25 protein-coding genes are annotated in these 24,723 nt (G+C 62.5%); 5 read left to right on the forward strand and 20 right to left on the reverse strand.

Annotated elements, in window-relative coordinates; genetic code table 11:
• Positions 1 to 300: 300 nt before the first annotated feature.
• Positions 301 to 3,039, reverse strand: a complete 2,739-nt coding sequence (locus LB533_RS10665) for a DUF2339 domain-containing protein (protein WP_224677141.1) — start codon at positions 3,037 to 3,039, stop codon at positions 301 to 303.
• 37 nt (positions 3,040 to 3,076) lie between these two features.
• Positions 3,077 to 3,223 carry a hypothetical protein gene (locus LB533_RS10670; protein WP_224677142.1) on the reverse strand — a complete coding sequence of 49 codons (147 nt, stop codon included), beginning with the start codon at positions 3,221 to 3,223 and terminating at the stop codon, positions 3,077 to 3,079.
• Between the two features lie 78 nt (positions 3,224 to 3,301).
• On the opposite strand from LB533_RS10670, the gene LB533_RS10675 reads away from it, so the two are divergent.
• Positions 3,302 to 3,766, forward strand: coding sequence for an NUDIX domain-containing protein (locus LB533_RS10675; RefSeq protein ID WP_224677156.1), 465 nt, complete (start codon positions 3,302 to 3,304; stop codon positions 3,764 to 3,766).
• A gap of 46 nt (positions 3,767 to 3,812) precedes the next feature.
• Here LB533_RS10675 and LB533_RS10680 read toward each other — a convergent pair whose 3' ends face one another.
• The 13 genes from LB533_RS10680 to rpoZ form a co-directional block, all read right to left on the reverse strand.
• Positions 3,813 to 4,328: a PaaI family thioesterase gene (locus LB533_RS10680; protein WP_224677143.1), complete on the reverse strand. Its 516-nt coding sequence runs from the start codon at positions 4,326 to 4,328 to the stop codon at positions 3,813 to 3,815.
• A complete protein-coding gene (recO, locus tag LB533_RS10685) occupies positions 4,325 to 5,095 on the reverse strand; it encodes a DNA repair protein RecO (protein WP_224677144.1) in 771 nt (256 codons plus the stop codon). Before recO ends, LB533_RS10680 begins: the two co-directional genes overlap by 4 nt.
• A 132-nt stretch (positions 5,096 to 5,227) precedes the next feature.
• Positions 5,228 to 6,364, reverse strand: a complete 1,137-nt coding sequence (locus tag LB533_RS10690) for a porin (protein WP_140637518.1) — start codon at positions 6,362 to 6,364, stop codon at positions 5,228 to 5,230.
• Between the two features lie 580 nt (positions 6,365 to 6,944).
• The gene (locus LB533_RS10695) at positions 6,945 to 7,835 is read right to left on the reverse strand and encodes an aminoglycoside phosphotransferase family protein (RefSeq protein WP_224677145.1); all 891 of its coding nucleotides are present in this window, start codon (positions 7,833 to 7,835) and stop codon (positions 6,945 to 6,947) included.
• Between the two features lie 5 nt (positions 7,836 to 7,840).
• Positions 7,841 to 8,773 (reverse strand): GTPase Era, encoded by a 933-nt coding sequence (gene era / locus LB533_RS10700; protein ID WP_140494591.1) that lies wholly within the window; start codon positions 8,771 to 8,773, stop codon positions 7,841 to 7,843.
• Positions 8,770 to 9,495, reverse strand: a complete 726-nt coding sequence (rnc, locus tag LB533_RS10705; protein ID WP_140637515.1) for a ribonuclease III — start codon at positions 9,493 to 9,495, stop codon at positions 8,770 to 8,772. The genes era and rnc overlap by 4 nt, the downstream gene beginning before the upstream one ends.
• A gap of 4 nt (positions 9,496 to 9,499) precedes the next feature.
• Positions 9,500 to 10,249 carry a signal peptidase I gene (gene lepB, locus LB533_RS10710; RefSeq protein WP_140494595.1) on the reverse strand — a complete coding sequence of 250 codons (750 nt, stop codon included), beginning with the start codon at positions 10,247 to 10,249 and terminating at the stop codon, positions 9,500 to 9,502.
• A 77-nt stretch (positions 10,250 to 10,326) separates the two neighbouring features.
• Positions 10,327 to 10,740 carry a holo-ACP synthase gene (gene acpS, locus LB533_RS10715; protein ID WP_140494597.1) on the reverse strand — a complete coding sequence of 138 codons (414 nt, stop codon included), beginning with the start codon at positions 10,738 to 10,740 and terminating at the stop codon, positions 10,327 to 10,329.
• Positions 10,737 to 11,336 carry a DUF2062 domain-containing protein gene (locus tag LB533_RS10720; RefSeq protein WP_224677146.1) on the reverse strand — a complete coding sequence of 200 codons (600 nt, stop codon included), beginning with the start codon at positions 11,334 to 11,336 and terminating at the stop codon, positions 10,737 to 10,739. Before LB533_RS10720 ends, acpS begins: the two co-directional genes overlap by 4 nt.
• Before the next feature lie 255 nt (positions 11,337 to 11,591).
• Positions 11,592 to 11,972, reverse strand: a complete 381-nt coding sequence (locus LB533_RS10725; protein ID WP_224677147.1) for a VOC family protein — start codon at positions 11,970 to 11,972, stop codon at positions 11,592 to 11,594.
• 13 nt (positions 11,973 to 11,985) lie between these two features.
• Complete coding sequence (gene pyrE / locus LB533_RS10730) at positions 11,986 to 12,564, reverse strand: orotate phosphoribosyltransferase (protein ID WP_140637508.1); 579 nt, start codon at positions 12,562 to 12,564, stop codon at positions 11,986 to 11,988.
• A gap of 28 nt (positions 12,565 to 12,592) precedes the next feature.
• Positions 12,593 to 14,821 (reverse strand): RelA/SpoT family protein, encoded by a 2,229-nt coding sequence (locus LB533_RS10735; RefSeq protein ID WP_140565002.1) that lies wholly within the window; start codon positions 14,819 to 14,821, stop codon positions 12,593 to 12,595.
• Positions 14,822 to 14,949: 128 nt separating this feature from the next.
• Positions 14,950 to 15,351 (reverse strand): DNA-directed RNA polymerase subunit omega, encoded by a 402-nt coding sequence (gene rpoZ, locus LB533_RS10740; protein ID WP_140494610.1) that lies wholly within the window; start codon positions 15,349 to 15,351, stop codon positions 14,950 to 14,952.
• A gap of 331 nt (positions 15,352 to 15,682) precedes the next feature.
• On the opposite strand from rpoZ, the gene LB533_RS10745 reads away from it, so the two are divergent.
• Together LB533_RS10745 and LB533_RS10750 are read left to right on the forward strand one after the other, a co-directional pair.
• Complete coding sequence (locus LB533_RS10745) at positions 15,683 to 16,264, forward strand: NYN domain-containing protein (protein WP_140494612.1); 582 nt, start codon at positions 15,683 to 15,685, stop codon at positions 16,262 to 16,264.
• Entirely contained in the window at positions 16,261 to 16,938 is a 678-nt protein-coding gene (locus tag LB533_RS10750; RefSeq protein ID WP_181169269.1) for a uracil-DNA glycosylase, read from the forward strand. The genes LB533_RS10745 and LB533_RS10750 overlap by 4 nt, the downstream gene beginning before the upstream one ends.
• Positions 16,939 to 16,952: 14 nt before the next feature.
• Here the strand turns inward: LB533_RS10750 and LB533_RS10755 are convergent, their stop codons facing one another.
• The 3 genes from LB533_RS10755 to dapA form a co-directional block, all read right to left on the reverse strand.
• A complete protein-coding gene (locus LB533_RS10755; RefSeq protein ID WP_224677148.1) occupies positions 16,953 to 17,663 on the reverse strand; it encodes a GH25 family lysozyme in 711 nt (236 codons plus the stop codon).
• A gap of 82 nt (positions 17,664 to 17,745) precedes the next feature.
• Positions 17,746 to 18,225, reverse strand: coding sequence for an SsrA-binding protein SmpB (gene smpB, locus LB533_RS10760; RefSeq protein WP_224677149.1), 480 nt, complete (start codon positions 18,223 to 18,225; stop codon positions 17,746 to 17,748).
• A 25-nt stretch (positions 18,226 to 18,250) separates the two neighbouring features.
• Positions 18,251 to 19,132: a 4-hydroxy-tetrahydrodipicolinate synthase gene (gene dapA / locus LB533_RS10765; RefSeq protein ID WP_140638275.1), complete on the reverse strand. Its 882-nt coding sequence runs from the start codon at positions 19,130 to 19,132 to the stop codon at positions 18,251 to 18,253.
• A 303-nt stretch (positions 19,133 to 19,435) separates the two neighbouring features.
• Between dapA and LB533_RS10770 the strand changes: the two genes are divergently transcribed.
• A complete protein-coding gene (locus tag LB533_RS10770) occupies positions 19,436 to 21,481 on the forward strand; it encodes a lytic transglycosylase domain-containing protein (protein WP_140637505.1) in 2,046 nt (681 codons plus the stop codon).
• Positions 21,482 to 21,657: 176 nt separating this feature from the next.
• Positions 21,658 to 22,554, forward strand: a complete 897-nt coding sequence (locus LB533_RS10775) for an alpha/beta fold hydrolase (protein ID WP_140637503.1) — start codon at positions 21,658 to 21,660, stop codon at positions 22,552 to 22,554.
• A 134-nt stretch (positions 22,555 to 22,688) separates the two neighbouring features.
• Here the strand turns inward: LB533_RS10775 and LB533_RS10780 are convergent, their stop codons facing one another.
• Both LB533_RS10780 and LB533_RS10785 read right to left on the reverse strand, forming a co-directional pair.
• Entirely contained in the window at positions 22,689 to 23,756 is a 1,068-nt protein-coding gene (locus LB533_RS10780) for a tyrosine-type recombinase/integrase (protein WP_140637500.1), read from the reverse strand.
• A gap of 242 nt (positions 23,757 to 23,998) precedes the next feature.
• Positions 23,999 to 24,723: porin (locus tag LB533_RS10785; protein WP_224677150.1), on the reverse strand; the 725-nt coding region annotated here is incomplete at its 5' end.

Consider the following 24,723-nt stretch of genomic DNA (forward strand, 5'->3'; position numbering starts at 1 on the left):
CTCGCAGAAACCCGACCAGTCTCGCGCGTATATTGCTATTAGCGAAATTGAGTGCCGCAGGGGAGGCCCTGATTTTCCGTCGTGGCTGATCTGCGACGAGTACAACCGCGTACGTCTTGACGAAGTTTACGATTTTGTGACGACAAAGCCGATCGGTTCCTTCAGCCCGGCTTTCGTCCGCAAGATTGCTGGTCTTATTAAAGAGGCGGCTACAAAACGTCGCCTGCGCGGCATAGCCCGAAAATAGCGGGCACGCGGTCCAACCCTCTCTGGGCTGCTATTCAAAGTAGAGACAAGGCTTCACGCCCCCTTTGCCGCCCTGGTCAAAAGCCGCTGGTAAAACAGGCCGATGCCGATCAGCACGGCGCCAAGGCCGATGAAGGACAGCGCGCGAAGCACACCCTCCAGCTCCGACATGTCGAAGAGGAACACCTTCAGTACGGCGACTGCGATCAACGCGGCCGAGGCGATGCGCAGCACCTGCGATTTCAGCCAGACGCCGGCGGTCAGCAGCGCCACGCCGATGATCAGCCAGAGTGCCGAATAGGTGTAGGTTTCCAACTGGCCAAGGCCGCTCCACAAGCCGATGAACTCGCCCTTGAACAGGCGCCGCACCGACAACGTGGCATAGGCGAAGGCAAGCAGTGCCGCCACCAGCGCCAGCATGGCGGCATACCATTTCGGCCGCTTGTTGCGGGCATAGAGCGCAAGCCCGCCGGCTGCGACCGCCGGCAGGAGATAAGCGAGGAACAACAGGTTGAAGGCCGGGATCCGCCCGGTCGACTCGTCGGTGAAAAGCGGGTTCAGCACCAGGAAATGCTGCACGACGATGAAGGCGACCGAAATCACGCCCGCCGCCATGGACCCGTAGCGCAGCACGGAACTTGGCGAGCGCCTGTCGATGGCCACGAGTATGGCGCCGGCGCCGATCGCGATCAGCGTGTAGATGGCCTGTTCGGCAAGTGTGGGCGCATCGCTGTTGAGGACACCGCCATGCATGGCGTGGCGCACCAGCATGGCAAGCGTCAGCAGTGCAAACAGCGCCGCCGAAGCTTCCATGGCAAGGCGCGGCCGGCCGTCGGTGGTGCGGGTCAGTTGCCAGGCAGCGAAACCGAAGGCGAGCGCCGGCACGCCGTAACCCGGCAGCAGCCAGTTGAAGACCGGCGTCGCCGACAGGAACCCGGCGCCGACTACGGTCGGATCGAAGATGACACGGCCAAGCACCACCCCGACCGCGCCGACCGAAATCCAGCCGAGCACCGGATAGGAACGCCAGCGCGTGGCTAGCGCCGGCACGATTGCGGCCGCACCAAGCAGGATGGTTGTCCAGCCGGAACTGAAGGCCATATGCAGCATCAGCAGGCCTGCGAGCGCGGCTCCGCCGAGCGCGAAGGATACGGCCGCCCTGCCCTGCAACGGCGGTTCCTCGCCGCGCGCGATCCATTCGCCGCCGGCGGCGAAAACCACGACCAGCAACGCCGCCATGGTGGCGTAGACAAAGTCACGGTCGAGATTGCCGAACGTGAACCAGAGTGCCAGCAGGACGACCAACGGCACGATGACGCCCCACGCCGCCCATGACGCAGCGCGGAAATGGGTCGCGGCGGCAAATTTGCGGGCGGCCCAGAAACCGGCGCCGATGAAGACAAGGCCAAGCGCAACACCGATGCGCAGGGTCAGCGCGTTCGACGACGCCAGGGGCAGGCCTTCGACGCCGAAGGCATCGCCCGAAAGATCGGAAGCGATCGAGGTCGGCGGGATGATGCCGAGGTAGATCAGCACTGTCACCAATCCGGCCGCATAAAGCAGTGGCAGCGCCGGGGGGCGATAGAGCGCGACGGCCACCATCGCGGCGAGCACGATGGCTCCCGGCAAGGCATCACCGGCAGCGACGAAGGCCGGATCGACCGAAAGGCCCAACGCCGAGAGGGCAACAAACAGGCCCGGCGCGATGGACGGCCAGTCGAAAGCCGTGGCTGATCCGCTTTCGTCGCCACGGCGGCCAAGCCAGACGAAAGCGAGCACGACCAGAGTGACGATGTCTATGAACAGGATTACCGACAAATTCGCGCCCGGCGCATCGGTCATGTAGAGGATCGTCCAGATGCCGGTACCGACGAAGGCTGCCGCCATCAGCGATTTCCAATCGCGCATGCGGACTATCACGCTCGTGGCGGCAAGCACGATCGCCAGATAGCCGAACAGGGCCCAGGGATTGGGCGCCTGAGAAGCGATCAGCATCGGCGTCACCATGGCGCCGACGAGGCCGACACCAGCCAGCGCCTGGCCGTGGACAAGGGCGGCGGCAATCGCCCCTATGCCGATGGCGCCGAGCAGCGTGAAGGCGAGCGCCGGCCCGATAAAACCGTAGATGCCATGTGCGGCGTAGACGGCGCCGAAGAGGATGAAGGCGCCCGCCGCAGTCAGGATCGCCGGGATGTAGGCGCCTGCGGCGCCTTGCACGGGGACCCTGAAGCCGGTGCGGCGAATGAATTCGCCGGCTGCAATCAGCACCACGCCGAGCAGCGCCGCCATGGTCAGCCGCACACCGGGACCGAAAATGCCGGCTTCGATCGTGTAGCGAATGAGAAACAGGCCGCCCAGGGCCAATGCCAGGCCGCCGACCCAGACCGCCCAGCGGGTGCCGAGCGCCGTTTCGATGTCGGGTTTGCCGGGTGCTTTCGCCGCGGCGACCGGCTCGGGTTCCGCCGCCTTGGGCGCCGCCTCGCCTGGTGACCATGGCCCCGGCTTGACCTCGTCCGTCGCTGCGTCGGTTTCCAGAGCCGGCGGCGTCTGCCCGGTGGCTGCCTCGCTGGCCGTTGGCGAAACGACCACGGCCGCAGCGACAACGGCTTCGGCCGGCTGGCCATCGGTCGCCGCCGGTTCGGACTGCTTGGCGAGAGGCGGCACGGCGCCGGAAAGGACAAGGCTTCGCAGCGCCCCAAGCTCGCGCTCGATCAGGCCAATGCGGCTCTGCTGGCGCGAAACGATGACGAACAGCGCGATGATGGCGACAAGGCCGATCAGGCTTTCAAACATGGCGGCTCCCCCAAACCAGACCAGTTGCTACTGACGATCAAATGTGGCCGGCAAACGACCAGACAACGCCCGTCAAATCGACGGCTGGAAAGATCGAGCATGTTTCGGCGCTGAAAGCCAGCGGGTTGCGCCTGTTGTTCTCCAGCATTCCTTCCGAATAGCCAAGCCCGGCTTCGGGGAACATTGCCTGCCAAACCCTCCCCCGATGACCTATGATGTCCTCGGCCGCGAAGAATTCACAAGCAATGCGGTGAGGATACTTATGCCGAAACGAAGCGCAGGACTTCTGATCTACCGGCGAAACGCGGGGGTTCTCCAGTTCTTGCTCGTCCACCCGGGTGGACCGTTCTGGGCAAGGAAAGATGAGGGAGCGTGGTCGATCCCCAAAGGGCTCGTCGACGAGGGCGAGGACGAGTTGAAAGCCGCCCGACGTGAGGCGGAAGAAGAACTCGGCGTCGCCATCAACGGCGACTTCCAGCCTATCGGCAGTTATCGGCAGCCGGGCGGCAAGATCGTGAGTGCGTGGAGCGTCGAGGCCGACGTCGACCCCGAAGCCGTCAGAAGCAACATGTTCACCATGGAGTGGCCACCAAGGTCGGGATCCATGAGGGCATTCCCCGAAGTGGACCGGGCCGGTTGGTTTTCAGCGGTTGAGGCCGGTCTCAAGATCCTGAAAGGCCAGCGCGCGATCCTGGACGATTTCGTGGAACGGCAAAAAGCCGGATAGGCGCCGGCTGTTCTCACCGCTCGTCCAGTGCGCCTTTGGACGACCCTTATCGTGCCGCCAGATTGGCGGCCGGGAAGATCGAGCATGTCTCGGTGCCGAAAGCCAGCAGCTTGCCGCTGGCATCCTTCAACGTCGCCTCGGACACCGCCAGCGTGCGACCCTTGTGAATAACCTTGCCCTCACAGACCACCTCTCCGGTCCTGGGCGTGATCGGCCGCGTCAGGTTCACCTTGAACTCCGCCGTCGTATAGGCCTCGCCTTTTGCGAGCAGCGTCTGCACGGCGCAGGCCGCCGAATCGAGCAGTGTCGCCGCCCAGCCGCCATGCACGCCCCCCAACGGGTTCAGATGGCGCTCATTCGGCACGCCCCGAAACACGGCACGGCCTTCCGAGACTTCGGTCAGCGCGAAGCTGAGCTGGAAGGAAATCGGCGGCGCCGGATATTTGCCATCGATGATGCGCTGCAAAAGTTCCAGGCCGGTGTAGGCAAGGATGTCCGCATGCGGAATGGTGCCGAGGCCGAGCGGCGAGACCCGGCCTGGATAAAGTTCCACTTCGCTCATGTGATGATTTCACTCGCGGCGGTTTCTCCCGACAGGCCTTTTGTCGTGTGGTGCTTGCGCAGCGCGGCGAGGAAGCCGGCGCGCGCGCCCGGCTGCTCGATGCCGCGCGGCTCGTAGACATGACGGGTGAAGAAGAAGCCGGTGAGCCGGAAGGCATCCTGGATCGCCGCCGGATCGGCGCGCAGGCCGGAGCCACGCAGGAAGGCCGGTAGCGCCAGCATCTTGTCGCGCCAGGGCGCGCCGGCCTCGCGCGACACCGCCCGGCCCGATTTCGGCGAGACATAGGCAAGGTCCTGCCGCGTGCCGGTCGCGGCGCACTGGCTGAGATCGAGACCGAAACCCAGTTCATCGAGGATCAGGAGCTCGAAACGGGCCACCAGTTCGCCGGCTGCATCGACGTCATCGAGATGCACGATCATCACCGACAGCGCCTCGTAGAGGCCGCCATGGGCGTCGCGCTCGGGCAACAGGCGCAGATGCGCGGCCATGGTCTGCAGGCCATACACGGCGACGGCACTCTCCATCAACCTGGCCGCATTCATCTCGATCGCTTCGGCCTGGAACGTGCCGAGGTGCTCATCAAGGCGCGCCCGCCAAAGCAGGTCGACACGGTTGCCGGGCTGGAGAACAGGCTGCTGCTTGCGCGAGCGCCCGCCGCGCACGAGGCCGAGATGGCGGCCATGCGCACGCGTCATCACCTCGAGGATGGCGCTGGTTTCGCCATGCTTGCGGGTGCCGAGAATGATTCCCTCGTCGCGCCATTCCATGCCTGGAGCATTTCACCGATCGGGTGGCGAAATCAAGGTACGGGCTTGGTGCCTGGGCTGGCTCTCGCAAGGGTGCATAAAAAGCCGCCCGCAGCATAGCTGCGGGCGGGTCTGGTGGGGTCAGTCGATCCGTTAGAACGAGCGCTGGAAGCGGAGGATGCCGCCGACGCTGCTCTTCTTGTCGGCCTTGGTCCAGTTGTTGAAGTCGGCGTCGTCGAATTTTCCTGCATTGAGGTAATCGACTTCAGCCGTGATCGTGTAACCGGGCACAATCGTGTATGCGACGTTGGCGGCGACGCCGAGGTTCTTCCAGTCGTCATAGGAGATCTGGGCGTTGAACGAGGTCTTGTCGTTGAACTTGTAGGTGCCGCCACCCCAGATCGCCCAGTTTCCGCCCCACGGCTTATATTGGGTGCGGCCCGTGCCGAAGTCGTTGATGTTGTCGTTGGTGCCGTAGCCGCCCATGATGAACAGCGACAGTGCGTCGCTGACATTGACGTCCAGGCGAACCTTGCCGGCCACTTCCTCGTAATTGCTGTCATAGGCGACGACGCCGGTGACCGCACCCCAGTCGCCCTTGTACTTCAAGCCGCCGACGACATGCGGAACATAGCTGTCGATCGTGTTGACGCCGGTACCTTCTTCGAGCGAGACCACGGCCGAGAAGCCGCTGCCAGCGTCGAAATAGTACTGCACCACGTTGGTATCCTTGATACCGTACGGGATGATCGTGTCCTGGATGACGTTGCCGGCATAGCCGATAAACGAATCGTATGCCGTTTCATCCTTACCGACGCGCAGGCCGCCGAGTTGAATCCAGGCGAAGTTGAGGGTGGTCGCCTTGTTGCCGGCCTGCCAGCCAGTGCCGCCAGTCTCATAGTCGCCGCTGCTGTTGCCAAATTGAAAGCGAGTCTCGGTGTAGGTCTTCAACGTACCGAGCTCGGTTTCCTGGCCGGTCCAGGTCTTCAGCGCGAAGCGCATGTTCTTGTAGTAGGTGTCGTGGCTATCGCCGTCCATGTGATCGGCAACGTTGTTGACGCCATCCAGCGTGCCGCTGTCGCCGACGCCTATGTCATAGCGGAGATAGCCGCCGATGCGCAGGCAGGTCTCGGTGCCGGGGATATAGAAGTAGCCGGCGCCGTAGACGTCGCAGATCCTGACGTATTCAGCGGGTTCCGGCTCGGCGACGACGACAGCGTCGGCGGCGCGAGCGCCGGAGACCGCGATCAGTGCCGCGGCTGAGCCGAGAAGAAGGCTCTTGATGTTCATTTTCTGACCTCTCCAGTCAAAGTTAAAAATGGCTTCGGATTTTGGTTGGCGGATATATTTTCCCGCCTCACCCACAACGAAAAAGGCCCGCACCGCGTCCCCTTTTCGCGGCGAACATACCCATCAATCTTCCGCCTTCAATGACAATTCCACAAACATGCTAGGTTGATGGCATAGATTAAATCCGTGTTGCAGAAATAACACTAGGAAATTCACTTCAAATTACGGCACAGCACAAGTGGAACATTGTCATATTTCCGTTATAATTTCTTGCATGCTCCAATTTTATGATGATATTCCACGAACAGCGATTGTTTGAGAAATTTCGCGTAAATAAACCCACTTCCATGGTCGTTTCTACCTAGCCATTCCCCAGCCACGTGAAACCGAAGCCGATCCCCTGGAAGGAGTCTTTCAGCGGGTCACGGGCACGCCGGGACGGACCACGGGCCATGATGGGAAGGTCAATCCGACTCAGCGGACTCGTCTGCAAGAATCCGCGCTGGCCAACTGAGAAGTCGACCCAGGCGAAACTCGTCGTCCCTGGTCGATAGCCGCCAGCCAACGGTTTGGGTCGTTATTACCGGCGCTTGTGGTCGGCCAGCACCGCGTCGATGGCGCGCCAGGATTGTTCGATCTCGGCCGAGTTGGCGTCTATCTCGCCGGCGGCGGTGATCAGCGCCTTCCACAGTGCCCAGCCGCGGCCGCGCGCCCAGGTCGCGTCGTCGACGCCGAGGCCAGCGCGGAACACTTCACGGCTTTGCCCCTCGAACAACGTCCAGGCAATCGCCAGATCGCATGAGGGATCGCCGACGCCGGAGGTGCCGAAGTCGGTCACCGCGCTTAGCCTGCCGTGTTCAACCAGAAGATTGCCCCAACTGACATCGCCGTGGAACCAGACGGGCGAGCCTTGCCAAGGGGCGGCAAGAGCCGTTTCCCAGACGGCGCTTGCCGCGCCGGCGTCGATATGGGTGTCGAGCGCCGCGATCGCTTGTCTCGTTTCGCCGTCATAGACGCTCAGCGGACCGCCGCGAAAGAAATTGTGTTGGCCCGGCCCCGGTGCGCCAGCCGGGTCGATCCGCTTCAGCGCAATCAGAAAGCCGGCCAGGTCCGCCGCGAATTCCGACAGGTTGGCGATACGTTCCCGCTTTGCAGTCTCACCTTCGATCCACCTGTAAACGGACCAATGCCACGGATAGCCTTCGGCCGGGGCTCCCATCGCCAGCGGTATAGGGATGGGCAGCGGCAACAGCGGCGCCAGCTTCGGCAGCCAGCGATGTTCCTTCTCCACTTGCAGGGAATAGGCGGCGGCACTGGGCAACCGAACGGTCATCTCGTCGCCGAGGCGAAAGCTTCTGTTGTCCCATCCGCCAGGTTCAATCGGCCGAACCACAAGATCCCTCCAGCGAGGAAACTGCGCCACGATCAACCGGCTGACCAAAGCTGCGTCGATATTCGACTTGCTATCCATCCATCCTAGTGCGGAAACTCGAGCCCCATCTCGCGGTAGCGTTCGGGATCGTCGCCCCAGTTCTCGCGCACCTTGACGAACAGGAACAGATGCACCTTTTGCTCAAGGATGCCGGCGATTTCCATACGCGCCGCCTGGCCGATGGCGCGGATGGTCTCGCCCTTGTGGCCGAGCACGATCTTCTTCTGGCTGTCGCGTTCGACATAGATGACCTGCTCGATGCGCACCGAGCCGTCCTTCTTCTCTTCCCATTTCTCGGTTTCGATGTGCGAGGAATAGGGCAGTTCCTGATGCAGCCTGAGGTAGAGCTTCTCGCGAGTGATCTCGGCGGCGAGCTGGCGCATCGGCAGGTCGGAGATCTGGTCTTCCGGATAATACCAGGGTCCCACCGGGAGCGCCTCGGCAAGGTAATCGAGAAGGTCCTTGCAGCCGGAGCCGGTCAGCGCCGAAACCATGAAGGTGCGCTTGAACGGCACTCTTTCGTTCGCTGCTGCCGCCAGCGCCAACAACGCCTCCGGCTTGACCCGGTCAACCTTGTTGAGGATCAGCGCCATCGGCTGGCGCACATCCTTCAGGCGTTCGAGGATGGCGTCGGCATCGCCCCTTATGCCGCGCTCGGCATCGATCAGGAGCAGCACGATATCGGCATCCTTGGCGCCGCCCCAGGCTGTCGTCACCATTGCCGTGTCGAGACGCCGCTTCGGCTTGAAGATGCCCGGCGTATCGACGAAGACGATCTGCGCGTTGTCGTGCGTGGCGATGCCTCTGACGATGGCACGCGTCGTCTGCACCTTGTGGGTGACGATCGACACCTTGGCGCCGACAAGCTGGTTGACCAGGGTCGACTTGCCGGCATTGGGCGCACCGATCAGCGCCACGAAGCCGGAATGCGTAACGGCAGCAGGCGCGGCCGGAACCGTGTCTTCCGTGGCTGTCATGCCGCGTCTCCCTGATCGATCCAGACACCTTCACGAATGAGAAGGGCGGCGGCGGCGGCCCGCTCAGCTTCGCGTTTGGAGCGGCCGCTGCCGATAGCCGGCTGAAACCCACCAACCATGACGCTGACGGTGAACAGCGGATCGTGATCCGGCCCCTCGCGGCTATCGATGCGGTAGACGGGCACGGCGCTTGCCGCCTGATGCGCCCATTCCTGCAACTCGGTCTTGGCGTCGCGTCGGCCGGCGCCCGACGCCTGCGAGCGCGGCTGCCAATATTTGTGGATGAAAGCGCGCGCCGCTTCCAGCCCGCCGTCGAGGTAGAGCACGGCGATCAGTGATTCCAGCGCGTCGGCGCGCAGATTGACGCGCTTGCGTCCCTCGAGCCCTTGAACGTCGGATCCGGCGCGGATTAGCTCGGGCAGACCAATATGTTCGGCGATCTCCGACAGCGCCTCGGCATTGACCAGCGCGTTGAACCGCAGCGACAATTCGCCTTCCGCCGCATCGGGAAACGCGGCCAGCAGCATATCGGCCACCACCAGGCCGAGAACCCGGTCGCCCAGGAACTCAAAGCGCTCATAGTCGGTGCCGGCATTGGCGCCGCGGGCGCTGGCATGGGTCAAGGCACGCTGCAGGCGCCGGCGATCGGCAAAGGCATGGCCCGTGCGCTCCACCAGCGCTTCGGCGAGCGCGTCGGCGGTCAGCCGTCTTGTCGCCGCCATGACCCTAATTAACGAAGTGGAAGAGGCGCGAAGCACGCATAAGCGACGGCCACTTCCAGATTTCGAGCGGGCTCGCCTTGCCGGCGATCGAGAAGAAAACAAGGTTGGCCCGGCCAACCAGGTTTTCGGCCGGAACGTAGCCGACGGAGAATCGGCTGTCGGCGGAGTTGTCCCTGTTATCGCCCATCATGAAATAGTGACCGGGCGGAACATCGAACTCGCGCGTGTTGTCGCCGATCGAGTTCGGCGACAGATCCAGCGTGTCGTAGCTGACGCCGTTGGGCAGCGTCTCGCGATAGACGTCGATCGGATAGTCTTTTTCCGTGATGTCGGGATTGTCGATCTGACCGGTCTTTACGCGCGGCACGCCGACGCCGTTGATGAACAGCTGGCCGTCCTTCACCTGGATCTTGTCGCCGGGCAGGCCGACCACACGTTTGATGTAGTCGACGGACGGGTCCGGCGGGAACTTGAACACAGCCACGTCGCCGCGCTTCGGCTCGGAGCCCCAGATGCGGCCCGAGAAGATGTCGGGGCCGAAGGGCAGCGAATAACGGGAATAGCCGTAGGACCATTTGGTGACGAAGAGGTAGTCGCCCTCGAGCAGCGTCGGCCGCATCGAACCCGACGGGATCGAAAAGGGTTGGAACAAGAGCGTGCGGATGACCAAGGCAAGCAAAAGCGCCTGGACGATGACGCTGACGGTTTCGCCAAGCCCGCCGGATTTCTTCTGGGGTTTTTCAGCCACGCTCATGTCGTCCTCGATTGTGCGTTGGATGGTATAGAGTCTCGGCGCGCGCTGGGCAACGTCATGCCGGTGGTCAGATGCAATCAATGTGGCGCTTGTTCGACGGGCAACGCTTCGATGATCACAAAGGCTTGAGCAAGGGGAAAATCATCCGTGATGGTGAGATGGATCATCGCCCGATGGCCTTTTGGCAGAATCGCGTTCAGCCGCGCCTCGGCGCCACCGGTCAGTGCCATGGTGGGCGCGCCGCTCGGAAGATTGACGACACCCATGTCGCGCCAGAACACGCCCTGCGCCAGACCGGTGCCCAGCGCCTTGGCGCAGGCCTCCTTGGCGGCAAAGCGCTTGGCGTAGGAAGCCGCCCGCGCCCGACGATTTTCGGAGCGGGCCTGCTCGACCTCGGTGTAGATTCTCTGGATGAAGCGCTGGCCATGGCGCTCCAAGGACTTTTCAATGCGTCTGATATCGATCAGGTCGCTGCCGATGCCGATGATCATCGCGCGGTGGAACCGATGCTTGCATTTGGGTGAGACGATTGCTCATGGCGGGCCGCGCGCTCTGCCAGCCGTTTGCGCCGCTGCTCGCGAAAGGCGTTCATGCCCCAGCGCGTGATGGCGTAGAACAGAACCCCAAAGGCCAGTCCGAGCGGTATCGCACCGATCAGCATCGGCTTCAGCACCGGGGCCCACAATTGCGCGAAGGAAAGGTTGTGCAGCATCTCGCCCAGATGCGCGGGCGGGCCGTGCGCCGGCAGGCGGTTGTGCAGGATCAGCTTGCCGGTCTCCCAGGAGGCGCCCCACAGCAGCGGGAACGTCAGCGGATTGCCGAAGAATACGGCGCCAAGTGCGGCCGCCACCAGATTGCCGGCGATGAGCCAGCACAGCACCGCGGCAATGGCGAAATGGAAACCCACCGGAAAGAACGAAGCAAAGACGCCGGCGGCGACGCCGGCCGCCACCGCATGCGGCGTGGCCTTCAGCCGCAGGATGCGCTTGGAGAAGTAAAGCAGCGAGCGCGAAAACGACCGGCGCGGCCATAGATAGGTACGCACCCGCTCCAAGAGGCCATCAGGCTCGCGGCGTCGAAAAAGCACTCTATTCCAATTCCTGATCTACCAATACCCGCCGTGCTGCCACCCAAGCCGGTCGCGGCAATTTATCTTGCGCTTCCGGGGCGCAGAAAGGCAACAACGACTTTGATATAGCGACGCGCCGGCTTCGGGACAACGAAACGCTGCCGCGATGGTCTGCCGCAGGCGGTAAAGATAGCCATTGAGGCGAAACTGAGGAAAAAAAGGACAGCCAGGCGTTGCGCGATGCTGCTCGATCTCACACCATCATAGAGGCGGCTATTCCAGATATTCACTGACCTCGACCAGGTTGTCGTCAGGATCGCGGAAATAGACCGACATCATTTGGCCGCGAGCGCCGGTGCGCTCCACAGGGCCGACTTCCACGACAACGCCGTTGGCTTCGAGGCTGGCGCGGATATCCGCCAGCGGCTTTGCGGCGACGAGACAGAAATCGCCGGAGCCGGGCGTCGGCGTCTTTGCCTTCGGCTCGAAAGTGCGCCCTACCTCATGCAGGTTGATTTTGTGGTTTCCGAACAACAAGGCCGTCGGCCGCTTCGGTTCATCGAGGCGCTTCAATCCCAGCACGCGCTGATAGAAGGCACAGCTTGCCTCGACCGAACGGACCGTCAGCACGAAATGATCGATGCCTTCGATCATTCAAGCCTCCTCGTCAGATATTGCGGCTGCCCGGCTTGACCGCCGGTATGGCGGCAAGTTCCGGCGGCAGCCGATCGGCCGGATAGGCCGGCACCTCGTACTCGGCGAGGGCGATCAGCGGCACGCCGACATCGGTCTTGCCCGCGGAGCGGTCGATGATGCAGGCCGCCGCTGTGACCTCGGCGCCAAGTTCGCGCAGGCAGTCGATGGTCTCGCGGATAGACAATCCAGTGGTGACGATATCCTCGACAATGACGACACGCGCGCCGCGCGCGATCTCGAAGCGGCGCAGCCGGAACTCGCCCCCTTCCCGCTCGACCCAGATCGCCGGCACGCCAAGATGGCGCGAAGTCTCGTAGGCCGGGATAAGCCCGCCGATGGCCGGGCCGACGACATAGTCGATTTTGCCCGGCACGGCGGCGCGGATCTTTTCGGCCAGCGCCTTGCACAGCCGCTCGGTCTTATCGGCATGCATGAACACGCGCGCCTTCTGCAGGAAGACCGGGCTGCGCAGACCCGACGTCAGGATGAAATGCCCCTCCAGGACAGCACCGGCCTGGCGAAAAATATCCAGCACTTCGTCCGTATTCATCCGTCTATCCCCCTGTAGATCAGCCGAGTTAGCCATTGACACGCCGTGCATCGCTGACGCTCGAATTGTCCTTGAGTTGCGACAGCAGCCGGTTGAGATGCTTCAGATCCCAGACTTCGAGATCGATCAGCATTTCGGTGAAATCGGGCGCGGTGCGCACCATTGACAGCGTATGGATGTTGGCATCGTTCGAGGCGACGACCTGGGCGATGTCGGCGAGCGATCCCGGTGCATTGATGGCGGTGACGGAAACACGAGCCGGAAAGCGTTCCTTGGTGCGCTCGTCGATGTCCCAGCGCACGTCAATCCAGCGCTCGGGCTGGTCGTCGAAAGCCTGCAGCGCCGGCGACTGGATCGGATAGATGGTGATGCCGGTGCCCGGCTGCACGATGCCGACGATGCGGTCGCCAGGCACCGCCCCTTCCGGCGCGAAGCGCACCGGCAGGTCGCCGCGCACGCCACGGATCGGCACCGCGCCATCGCGCGGCTGGTCCTTGTCCTTGCGCGCGGCACGGCCCGGGATCTGGAACAGCATGCCGGCCGCGTTGCGTATCTTCGACCAGCCTTCCTCGCGCTGCTTGGGCGCCGCCGGCGTGACGCGCTCGTCCTTGTAATCAGGGAAGACGGCTTTCATGACATCGGTGGACGCCAATTCGCCGCGGCCGACGGATGCCAGCACATCCTCGATGTCCTTGCGCGCCAGCCGGTGCAGGACGGGCTTCAGGCTTTCCTTGGTGAAATTCTTGCCGGCCCGCTCGAAAGCCCGCTCGAGAATGCGCGCGCCAAGACCCGAATACTGCTTGCGGATGGCGTTCTTGGTGGCGCGGCGAATGGCGGCGCGCGCCTTGCCGGTGACGACGACGGATTCCCACGCGGCCGGCGGCACCTGCGCCTTGGAGCGGATGATCTCCACCTCGTCGCCATTCTTCAGCTCCGTCATCAGCGGCATGATGCGGCCGTTGACCTTGGCGCCGACGCAGGTGTCGCCGACATCGGTGTGAACCGCATAGGCGAAGTCGATCGGCGTGGCACCTTTCGGCAGCGCGATCAGCATGCCCTTGGGGGTGAAGCAGAACACCTGATCCTGGAACAGTTCCAGCTTGGTGTTCTCGAGGAAATCCTCGGGATTGTCGCCCTCGGCGAGCTGTTCGATCGTGCGCCTCAGCCAGGCATAGGCATTGGTTTCCTTCGAGATCGAATGGGCCGTGCCGTTCGCCTTGCCGCCGGTATCCTTGTAGATCGAATGGGCGGCGACGCCATATTCAGCGATCTTGTTCATCTCGCGGGTGCGGATCTGAAGCTCCACGCGCTGGCGCGACGGCCCGACGATGGTGGTGTGGATCGAGCGGTAATCGTTCTGCTTCGGCGTCGAGATGTAGTCCTTGAAACGGCCGGGCACCATCGACCAGGCGGTGTGGATGGCGCCAAGCGCGCGATAGCAGTCCTCGACATTGTCGACGACAACGCGAAAGCCGAAAATGTCGGACAATTGCTCGAAGGAGAGCGCCTTGGCCTCCATTTTGCGGAACACCGACCACGGCTTCTTCTGCCGGCTTTTGACGCCTGCATTGATCGCGTGTTTCTCGAACAGAGCCGACAGCGCTTTCTCGATCTCCGACAGCACACCCTTGTTGCGCTCGAAAATCTCGGCGAGCCTGGCGGTGACGGCGCGATAGGCTTCGGGATTGATGTAGCGGAAGGCGATCTCCTCCAGCTCCTCGCGCATGCCCTGCATGCCCATGCGCCCGGCCAGCGGCGCATAGATATCCATCGTCTCCTCGGCGATGCGCAGGCGCTTGGCTTCCGGCACATGGTCGAGGGTGCGCATGTTGTGCAAGCGGTCGGCGAGCTTGACCAGAAGCACGCGCACATCTTCCGAGATCGCCAGCAGAAGCTTGCGCAAATTCTCGGCCTGCTCGGCCTTCTTGGAGACGAGGTCGAGCTTCTTCAGCTTGGTCAGACCCTCGACCAGCTTGCCCATCTCGGGCCCGAACAGTTCGTCGATCTCGGCCCTGGTCGCCGTGGTGTCCTCGATCGTGTCATGCAGCAGGGCGACGGCGATCGTCGCCTCGTCCATGTGCATCTCGGTGAGGATGGCAGCGACTTCGAGCGGATGCGAGAAATAGGGGTCACCGGAAGCGCGCTTCTGGTGGCCATGCTTCTGCATGGCATAGACATAGGCCTTGTTGAGCAACGCCTCGTTGACGTCAGGCTTGTAGCGCTGGACGCGCTCGACAAGCTCATACTGACGCATCATGGGCGGAATCTCTCGGCGATGAAATGAATCATGCGCCGCACTGCTGCACGGCGCATGTCATAGATAGCCACGAAACTGCCGGGACGGAAGTGCCGGAAGATTGTTCCAGGCGCCTCCGCAAAGCAGTCTTAGTAGTCGTCGCTCTTTTCCGGCGGCACCAGGCCTTCGATGCCGGCCAGCAGGTCTTCCTCGGTCATGCGATCGAAGGCGATGTTGTCCTCGGCATCATCGGTATCGGCGGCCGTGACGGCGGCGCCGGTCTGATCGGCGATTGCCTCGCCATCGGCTTCGGGCTCGTCGACTTCGACATGCTTCTGCAGCGAATGGATCAGGTCTTCCTTAAGGTCGTCGGGCGACAACGTCTCGTCGGCGATCTCGCGCAGTGCGATGACCGGGTTCTTATCATTGTCGCGCGGGACGGTGATCTGCGCGCCCTGGCTGATCTGACGAGCACGGTGGCCGGCCAGAAGCACCAGCTCGAAGCGGTTGTCGACCTTGTCGATGCAATCTTCAACGGTTACGCGGGCCATGGATTGCCCCTTTCATGCCTGGATTTAATGGAAAACAGGCGCGGTCAATAACCCGAACGCCGCCAAAATACAAGCATTATGGAATGCCGGGGCCGGAGAACGCACGATCTGTCATTGCTTTGTCGGATTCCTCCGAAACCGTTTCGGTCGAGCCCCGGTGCGCCCGGTACCAAGCCCGCGATCACAATTGCTTGCAGTGCGGCAACGCACCCTTGGATTGCCACAAAACTGGCGTTATTTCGAAAAGCGTAAGGTCAGCCGGTTTATTGCGAACCCTACTGATAGTCGCATTTCGTTTTGACGGCCGCTTATTTCGAAAAGGAATTTTTCCATGTTCGACCCCCGTGAAAAGATCGCCCTGTTCATCGACGGCGCCAATCTCTACGCCACGTCGCGCGCACTCGGTTTCGACATCGACTATCGCAAGCTGCTGTCGAGCTTCCAGAAACGCGGCTACCTGCTGCGCGCCTACTATTACACCGCCTTGGTCGAGGATCAGGAATATTCCTCGATCCGGCCGCTGATCGACTGGCTCGACTATAACGGCTTCAAGGTCGTCACCAAGCCAGCCAAGGAATTCACCGACTCGACCGGCCGCCGCAAGATCAAGGGCAACATGGACATCGAATTGACCGTCGATGCGCTGGAACTGGCCGATGTCGTCGACCACTATGTCATCTTCTCCGGGGACGGCGATTTCCGCACGCTGGTCGAGGCGCTGCAGCGGCGCGGGCGCAAGGTGTCGATCGTTTCGACCATGGCCTCGCAGCCGCCGATGATCTCCGACGATCTGCGCCGCCAGGCCGACCATTTCATCGACCTGATGACGTTGAAGAACGAGGTGGGCCGCGATCCTTCCGAAAGACCGGTGCGCCGACCCGAACCGGCCGAGACGGAAGAGGACGAGTACTGAGGGCGGCTGCGTTGGCCGCACATCTGGCCGCCTCCCCGGAACCCGATCGCGATTGCCCGCTCTGTCCGCGGCTGCATGGTTTCATTGCCGAGTGGCGGCAACGCGAGCCATCGTGGTTCAACGCGCCGGTTCCGACCTTCCTGCCGCCCGAAGGCGACGATTCGGTCCGGCTGCTGATCGTCGGGCTTGCGCCCGGCCTGCGCGGAGCGAACCGCACGGGCCGGCCTTTCACGGGCGACTATGCCGGCGACCTGCTCTACGGCACGTTAATCGCGCACGGCTTGGCGCGCGGCGAGTTCAAGGCGCGGCCTGACGATGGGTTGGAGCTCGTTGGAACGGCAATCACCAACGCCGTCCGCTGCGTGCCGCCCGAGAACAAGCCTGTGGGCGCCGAGATCGCCACCTGCCGGACCTTCCTTGTGCCGACGATCGCACGGTTTCCCAATTTGCGCGCCGTGCTGGCACTTGGTTCGATCGCGCACCAGTCGACCGTGCGGGCACTGGGCCAGCGCGTCGCCGCCTACGCCTTCAAGCATGGCGGGCGACAGGAGGCCGGCGGCATCACGCTGTTTTCCAGCTATCACTGCTCGCGCTACAACACCAATACCGGCGTGCTGACCGAAGCGATGTTCGTCAACGTTTTCAGCGAGATCGCGGCGTTCCTGGATTCGTAGGGTCTGGAATTGCCCTACAACGCCGGCGCGAACAACGCGGCCAGTCTCTCCTGACCGCCTTGCAGAACGTTCAGGTCGACGTCACCGACGATGCCCTCGACGCGGCCCCTGTTGTGGTACTGCCAGTAGACCCAATCGTCGCGACCCGGCTCGAGCAGCAGTGAGCGAAGCCAGAGCGAGCGGGCGGCAATCTGTCCGGCATAGGCCGTTGCGGCATCGTCGGTCAGATAGATGATGGCCTTCTTGCCAAAGGCGGCTTCAACGGGACCGAGGAAGGCCTGGAGTTCGGCATCGAGTTGTTCGGGCGAAGGGCGCTGCGGGCAATTGCCGCCGAACTCGATGTCGACAACCGGCGGCAGCAAAGGCTGGTCGTGCGGCACCACGGCGATGAAATTCTTCGCTTGGTCGGCGCCCGGCCGGCAGAAGGTGAAAAAGTGATAGGCTCCGACAGCGAGCCCGGCAGCACGCGCTTCGCGCAGATTGATGGCAAAGGCATCGTCGACATGATCGCCGCCTTCGGTCGCCTTGATGACCGCAAAGGCGACGTCGGCGGCGGCAACGCGCCGCCAGTCGATCCGGCCCTGATGATGCGAAACGTCGATGCCCCTGACAGGATATTTGCCGCGATCCGGAGAAAACGCATGGAAATAGAAGAAGCCGCCAGCGATCATGAGGATTGCAAAAACCAGGCTGACCGATCCCCAGAGGATGATCCGGTTCTTCAAGACTGTCCCCTCCGGTATTTCTGGCTCCTTGGCTAGAACCCTGAGCCAAACACTTATCCGCTTGGCTACCGCCTGATGGCTTTCACCCGCGCTCCTTCAAGAGCCTGCCCTTCTCACGCGACCAGTCGCGCTGCTTTTCCGTCTCGCGCTTGTCGTGCAGCTTCTTGCCGCGACCGACGGCGAGCAGCAGCTTGGCCCGGCCCTGATCGTTGAAATAGATCTTCAGCGGCACCAGGGTCATGCCTTCGCGGTCGACGCTCTGCGACAGCCTGGCCATCTCGCGCTTGTTGAGCAGCAGTTTGCGGCGCCGGCGCGGCTCGTGGTTGAAGCGGTTGGCCTGCAGATATTCCGGGAGGTAGGAGTTGATCAGCCAGATCTCGCCGCCCTCGACCGCGGCGTAGCTGTCCTGGATGTTGGCCTGGCCCTGGCGCAGCGACTTGACCTCGGTGCCGGTCAGCACCAGACCGGCCTCGATCGTGTCGAGCACCTCATAGGAAAACCGCGCCTTGCGGTTTTCCGCAACGGTCTTGTTGTTGGGATCGGCTTTTCTGACTTGATTCATAATGCGGAGAGGTGGCGCCTCATCCCTAATTTATCAAGCCGGCGTGCTTCATCGCCGCGTCGATCTTTTCGGCCGTCGAGTGTTCGACCGTGACCAGCGGCGAACGCAGCATGTTCTCGACCTTGCCGAGCTTCGAAAGCGCATATTTGGCGCCGGACACGCCGGGTTCGATAAAGATCGCCTTGTGCAGCGGCAGCAAGCGATCCTGCAATTCCAGCGCCTTGGCGCTGTCGCCGGACAGCGTCGCCTCCTGGAATTCGGCACAAAGCCGCGGCGCGACGTTGGCCGTCACCGAAATACAGCCGACACCGCCATGCGCGTTGAAGCCGAGCGCGGATGCATCTTCGCCGGAAAGCTGGACGAAATCCTTGCCGCAGGTCATACGCTGCTCGGAAACCCGTTCGACCTTGCCGGTCGCGTCCTTGACGCCGACGATATTCTTGAAGTCGTGCGCCAGCCGGCCCATCGTCTCCGGCATCATGTCGATGACCGAGCGCGGCGGGATGTTGTAGATGATGATCGGCAGCTTGGTTGCCCTGGCGACGGCGGCAAAGTGCTCATAAAGCCCGCGCTGCGTCGGCTTGTTGTAGTAGGGAGTGACGACAAGTGCAGCATCCGCGCCTGCCTGTTCGGCATATTGGACCAGGCCGATCGCTTCCGCGGTGTTGTTGGAGCCAGCGCCGGCGACGACCGGAGCGCGACCCTTGGCCGCCTCGATGCAGACCTTGACCACCTGACGATGCTCGTCATGCGACAGCGTCGGCGACTCGCCGGTGGTGCCAACGGGAACAAGGCCTGTCGTGCCTTCCGCAAGTTGCCAGTCGACAAAAGCGCGAAAGGCTTTCTCGTCGAAACGCCCGCTCTTTTCGAACGGTGTCACGAGCGCGGTCAGCGAGCCTCTCAGCATGTCGTCCAACTCCTTGGGACTTCTTTGTTCACGCATATCGTTATCCCAAAACCGTTACCCGCTTTTGGGCGATATGCATGGGTGTTTTCGTCTCTGGTCTTAGTGTCGCGCCTTCTAGCCGAAAGCGAGGCCGCGCACCATAGTCTCGACATGGTTGCGCGGCAAGCATTGCTATGCTGCCAGCAAACGCAATTCAAACGGCCTCGATAACCTTTTGTTAACTGGCCCTTCATGACCTAAGTTTACGATCTGGTCCGGGTCGCGAAGCTTCCGCGCCTGCTGGTGATGTGTAAAGGCTGAACGATGCCGACTAGGCGGCCTCATCTTTTCGCGCTTCTGGGCGCGGTCGTCGCGCTGATGCCGGAGATGGCGATCGGCGGCAGCGTCGACGTGCAGTTGACATCGGCCATTGCGATGCCCGGCATGCAAGGCTCGCAAGATGCTGGTCCACGCAATAACGCGCCCTCTGCCAGCGTCACCCAGTTGAAGAGCGGTCTGGACGCGCTGGCGGCGGGCGACATTCCCGGTGCCCGCGCCGCGCGCGATGCCCTTCCCGCCGGTTCGCTCGACCAGCACATCCTTGCCTGGGCAATCGCGCTTTATGGCGGCGACAAGGTGCCGAGCGGCGACATTGCGGCCGCAGCGAAGATGTTGCCCAACTGGCCGGGGACAACCGCGCTGCGCAAGAACAGCGAACGCGCACTCTATCGCGAGAACCCCGCCCCCGACATCGTTGTGCAAGCGTTCGACGGCAGCCAGCCGCAGACATTCGAAGGCGTGATTCTTCTTGCCCGCGCCTATGTGGCGCAGGGCAACACCAGGGCGGCCCGTTCGGTGCTGGTGCCGTTCTGGCGCACCGCGATCCTTGAAGCCAAGGACGAGACGGCGCTGATCAAGGAGTTCGGCGGGCTGATCCCGGCCGCCGATCACCGATTCCGCATGGAGCGCATGTTCTACGCCGACCGGATCGGCGCGGCGCAGCGCGTCGCCGGCCTGGCGCAAGCGCAGCAACTGGCCACCGCCTGGGCGGCGGCCGACAAGGGCGACAAGAACACCCCCAAGCTGCTCAAGGCGGTACCGGCTTCACAGCGTTCGGCCGGCTATTTCTTCGCGCAGGCCGAATATCTGCGCAAGCAAGACAACATTGCCGACGCCGCCGCCATTGTGATGAAGGCACCGACGGATCGCGAAGCGCTCGTCGACCCGGATGCCTGGTGGGTGGAGCGCCGGGTACTGTCGCGCGAGCTGGTCGACAAGGGTGACATGAAGGCCGCCTACAAGATCGTCGCCATGCATGCGGCCGAAAGCACGGCGAACGCCGCCGAAGCCGAATTCCATGCCGGCTGGTACGCGCTGCGCGGCCTGAACGATCCCAGGCTTGCGGAAACCCATTTCGCGCGCATCGCCGACCTTGCGCAGGGGCCGATGACATTGTCGCGCGCCTATTACTGGCTCGGCCGCGCCGCCGAAGTTGGCGGTCCAGGCAACGCAAAGGACTATTTTGCACGGGCCGCGGCCTACGGCACGACATTCTACGGCCAGCTCGCCGCCGAGCGCATTGGTCGCCCGGCGCTGAACATCGCCTATCCTACGCCGAGCGCCGCCGATCGCCAGAGTTTCGTCGACCGCGAGGCCGTCGCCGCCATCAAGCGGTTACAGGAGGCAGGCTACGACCGCTATGCCGAGACGCTCTATCGTGATCTTGCAGGACAGTTGACCAGCCCGGGCGAACTGGCGCTGCTGGCGGTGCTGGCGGAAAAGCAGGGCAACCACTTCATGTCGCTCAAGATCGGCAAGATCGCGGGCGCGCGTGGCATCGATGTCGGCGCGCTGTCGCATCCTTTGGGGGTCATCCCCGATAGCGCCGATATTTCCGGTTCGGGCAAGGCGCTGGCCTATGCCATCGCCCGCCAGGAAAGCGAATTCAACATCGGCGCCATATCGAGCGCCGGCGCGCGGGGGCTGCTGCAGCTGATGCCGGCAACCGCCAAGCAACTTGCGAAGAAGGCCGGGCTGCAATTCTCGCAGGCACGCCTGACCACCGATGCCGGCTACAATGCGACGCTGGGCTCGGCCTTCCTCGGCCAGCAGCTCGACCGCTTCAACGGCTCCTATGTGCTGACCTTCGCCGGCTACAATGCAGGCCCCAACCGCGCCGCCCAATGGGTGGCGAAATACGGCGATCCGCGCGGCAAGGACATCGACGCCGTCGTCGACTGGATCGAGCGGATTCCGTACACGGAAACAAGAAGTTACGTGCAGCGCGTGATGGAGAACTACGAGGTCTACAAGATGCGTATTTCCGGCAAGTACGACATTGTGGGAGATCTTGTGAACGGGCGGAGTTGACGGCTTTCGTTCCTCCTTCCGAGAGGAGTTGGCCTCGCGCGGATCCGCCCGTCTTGGCTAAGTGAAGGGCCTCGCCACCTTCGGCCCGCAGAGGAGAAGTAACTGCCCCATTTGACCATCCCTTCCCCCGCCTGTAGCAGACGGACGATCGGGCGAGAGCAAGGGACAGCATTCCAATGGCGAGCGAACGTTTCTCCGATTTCTTCTACACCGCGCCAGATGGGCTGAAGCTCCACGCCCGGATCTATGGCGAAGCAAATTCGGGACATTGGCCAGTCGTCTGCCTGCCCGGCCTCACCCGCAATGCACGCGACTTCCATGAACTCGCGCTCTATTTGGCCGGCAAAGCCGGAAGCCCGCGCAAGGTCGTCGCCTTCGACTATCGCGGCCGCGGGCAGTCCGATTATGATCCCGATGTCAGCCGCTATACTGTCGGCGTCGAAGCCGACGACATTCTTGCCGGACTGGCGGCCTTGGGAATCGAGGAAGCCGCCTTCATCGGCACCTCGCGCGGCGGCCTGATCATTCATGTCCTGGGCGCGCTGCGGCCGGCCATATTGAAAGCGATCGTGCTGAACGATATCGGACCGGTGATCGAGCCGGCCGGCCTTGCCCTTATCCAGTCGTATCTCGAGCGCGAACCGAAGCCGAAGACCTTCGCCGAAGCAGTCGCGGCCCAACGCCGCATTCATGGCCGAGATTTCTCAGCGCTCACCGATGCGGACTGGGAGCGCATGGTGCTGGCGCTCTACCGCGAAACCGACCAGGGCCTGCTGCCGGATTTCGACCCGAAGCTGGTCGACACTGTTGCAAATCTCGACCTTACGCAGCCGCTGCCGGCGCTGTGGCCGCAATTCGACGCGCTGTCGGCCCTTCCCATGCTCGCCATACGCGGCGCCAATTCGAGTTTGCTGTCGGTGGACACGCAGCGGCAGATGCGGGAGCACCATCCGGCAATGCAGACGATCACCGTCGAAGGCCAGGGTCACGCCCCTTTCCTCGAAACCGGAACCTTGCCGGGCGACATCGCCGCTTTCCTCGACAGAGCCGAGCGGCTGCCGACTCGCCTTTAAAAACTGTTGTCGGCGAGGTAAACCACAGCAGGGCGACCATGGTAGGCTCAGAAGCCGGGTAGCATGCCTCAAATATCCTGCAGATCGGGGGGATCCACGGGATTGATTGCCCACAGCCTCTTCAAAGCATGAACTTATCGGGACTTTGCGGCTTTCTTCATTGCCTTAGCCGTGGTCTTCATGGCAGCCGGCTCGTCTGCCGCACCGCGCGCTGCGGCGCGAGGGGACGGTTCGGGCGCTTCCTTCGCGCTGTCGGCGCCGCCGGACCGGGGTACTTCCAGCACGGTGACGCAGCCGTCGAGGTCATTGGTGGCCAGATGCGCATAGCGCATGGTCATCGACAGGGTCTGGTGGCCGAGCCACATCTGCACGCGCCTGATGTCGATGCCGCCCTGGACAAGACGCGAGGCGCAGGTATGGCGCAGAATGTGCGGCACCACCTGGTCGTCGGCGGCCAGCCCGACTTCGGCCTTCGCATCGTTCCAGATGGCACGGTATTGAGCCTGGCTGAATGTGGTGAACGGGCCTTTCGGCCGACGGCCTTCGCCGGGAGGCAGCTTGATCACTTCCTTGACACGCTCGGTCATCGGAATGGTGCGGCTTCGGCCGGACTTGGTGATCCAGAAGGAGACGCGATGCTCCTGGATGTCGTTCCAGATCAGCCCGAGCGCCTCACCAAGGCGGCAGCCAGTGTCGACCAGGAAGATGGAAAGCCGATAAGCATCCTCGCTGCGGCTCCTGATGGCAGCGAACAGCCTGGCCTCTTCGTCCCTTTCAAGGAAACGAATCCGTCCCGACCGCTCCTTCTGGCGGCGGAACTCGGGCAGGCTGTGGATATCTCCCATCTTGTAGGCCTTGCGCAGCAGTTTGCTGAGGGCAGCCATCTTCCGATTGATGGTTGCGTTGCTGTTGCCGCGCTGGCGCAAGGTGCCGATAAGGTTGTCCAGGGTACTCTGGTCAAAGGCGCTGAAACGCTCCCCGAGCAGAATCTCGTCTATCTCGCCGATGAACGAGCTGACATTGTATTTATGCCGCCCATCATCCCACAATATATCCCGATACGCTGAAAAAAGATCTCCAACCCTATGCGACTTTACTTCTCGTATCTTATTGTAGGTGTAGTTAAACTTCGAATTCTGAGAAGAAAAAAACGCAAAATGATCGGAGGGGTCTCCCTCTTGAATCGCTTCAGTCGTCATCATTCGCCACACCCCCGAGTGGATAGGTCAACCACCTAACCCACATGGAAGCATCCTTTCAAGAGTTTTGAATCACGCAGTTGTGATTTCATCCGCCATCAGCAGATCCCACGAAACCATCCCACGGACTCTATTCAGCTACCGTTACCCCCTGTTCCTTCTGTTTGCCTTGATCCAGTCACGAAACAAAAACAGCCCGGGCGTTGATGCGCCCGGGCTGGATTTCACCTGTATGGAACCAGCCCTTAGAACGAGCGCTGGAAGCGGAGGATACCGCCGATGCTGCTCTTCTTGTCGGCGCCGGTCCAGTTGGAGAAGTCGGCGTCGTCGAACTTGCCTGCATTGAGGTAGTCGACTTCGGCCGTGACCGTGAAGCCCGGGACGACGTCGTAGGCGATGTTCGCCGCGATGCCCAGGTTCTTCCAATCGTCATACGACACCTGCGCGTTGAACGAGGTCTTCTCGTTGAACTTGTAGGTACCGCCACCCCAGACAGCCCAGTTGCCGCCCCACTGCTTGTAGAAGCCGCGACCATGGGCAGGGATAGCGTAGGTCGGATCGTTGAGGTTGTCATCGGTGCCATAGCCGCCCATGACCCACAGCGACAGTGCGTCGTTGACGTTCACGTCCAAGCGAACCTTGCCGGCAACTTCTTCGTAGTTGCTGTCATAAGCAACGACGCCGGTGATGGCGCCCCAACCCTGCGTCCACTTCACGCCGCCGACGACATGCGGAACGTAGCTGTCGATCGTGCCGACAACGCCCTGGCCCTCTTCGAGCGAAACCACGGCCGAGAAGCCGTTGCCCGCGTCGAAGTAGTACTGGACGACGTTGGTGTCGAAATCGCCATAAGGAACCAGCGTATCCTGGATGACGTTGCCGGCGTAGCCGATGAACGTATCGAAGGCCGATTCGTCCTTACCAACGCGGAGACCACCGAGCTGGATCCAGGCGAAGTTCAGCGAGACGT

The organism is Mesorhizobium sp. BR1-1-13 (genome assembly GCF_020165515.1).
Lineage (GTDB): Bacteria > Pseudomonadota > Alphaproteobacteria > Rhizobiales > Rhizobiaceae > Mesorhizobium.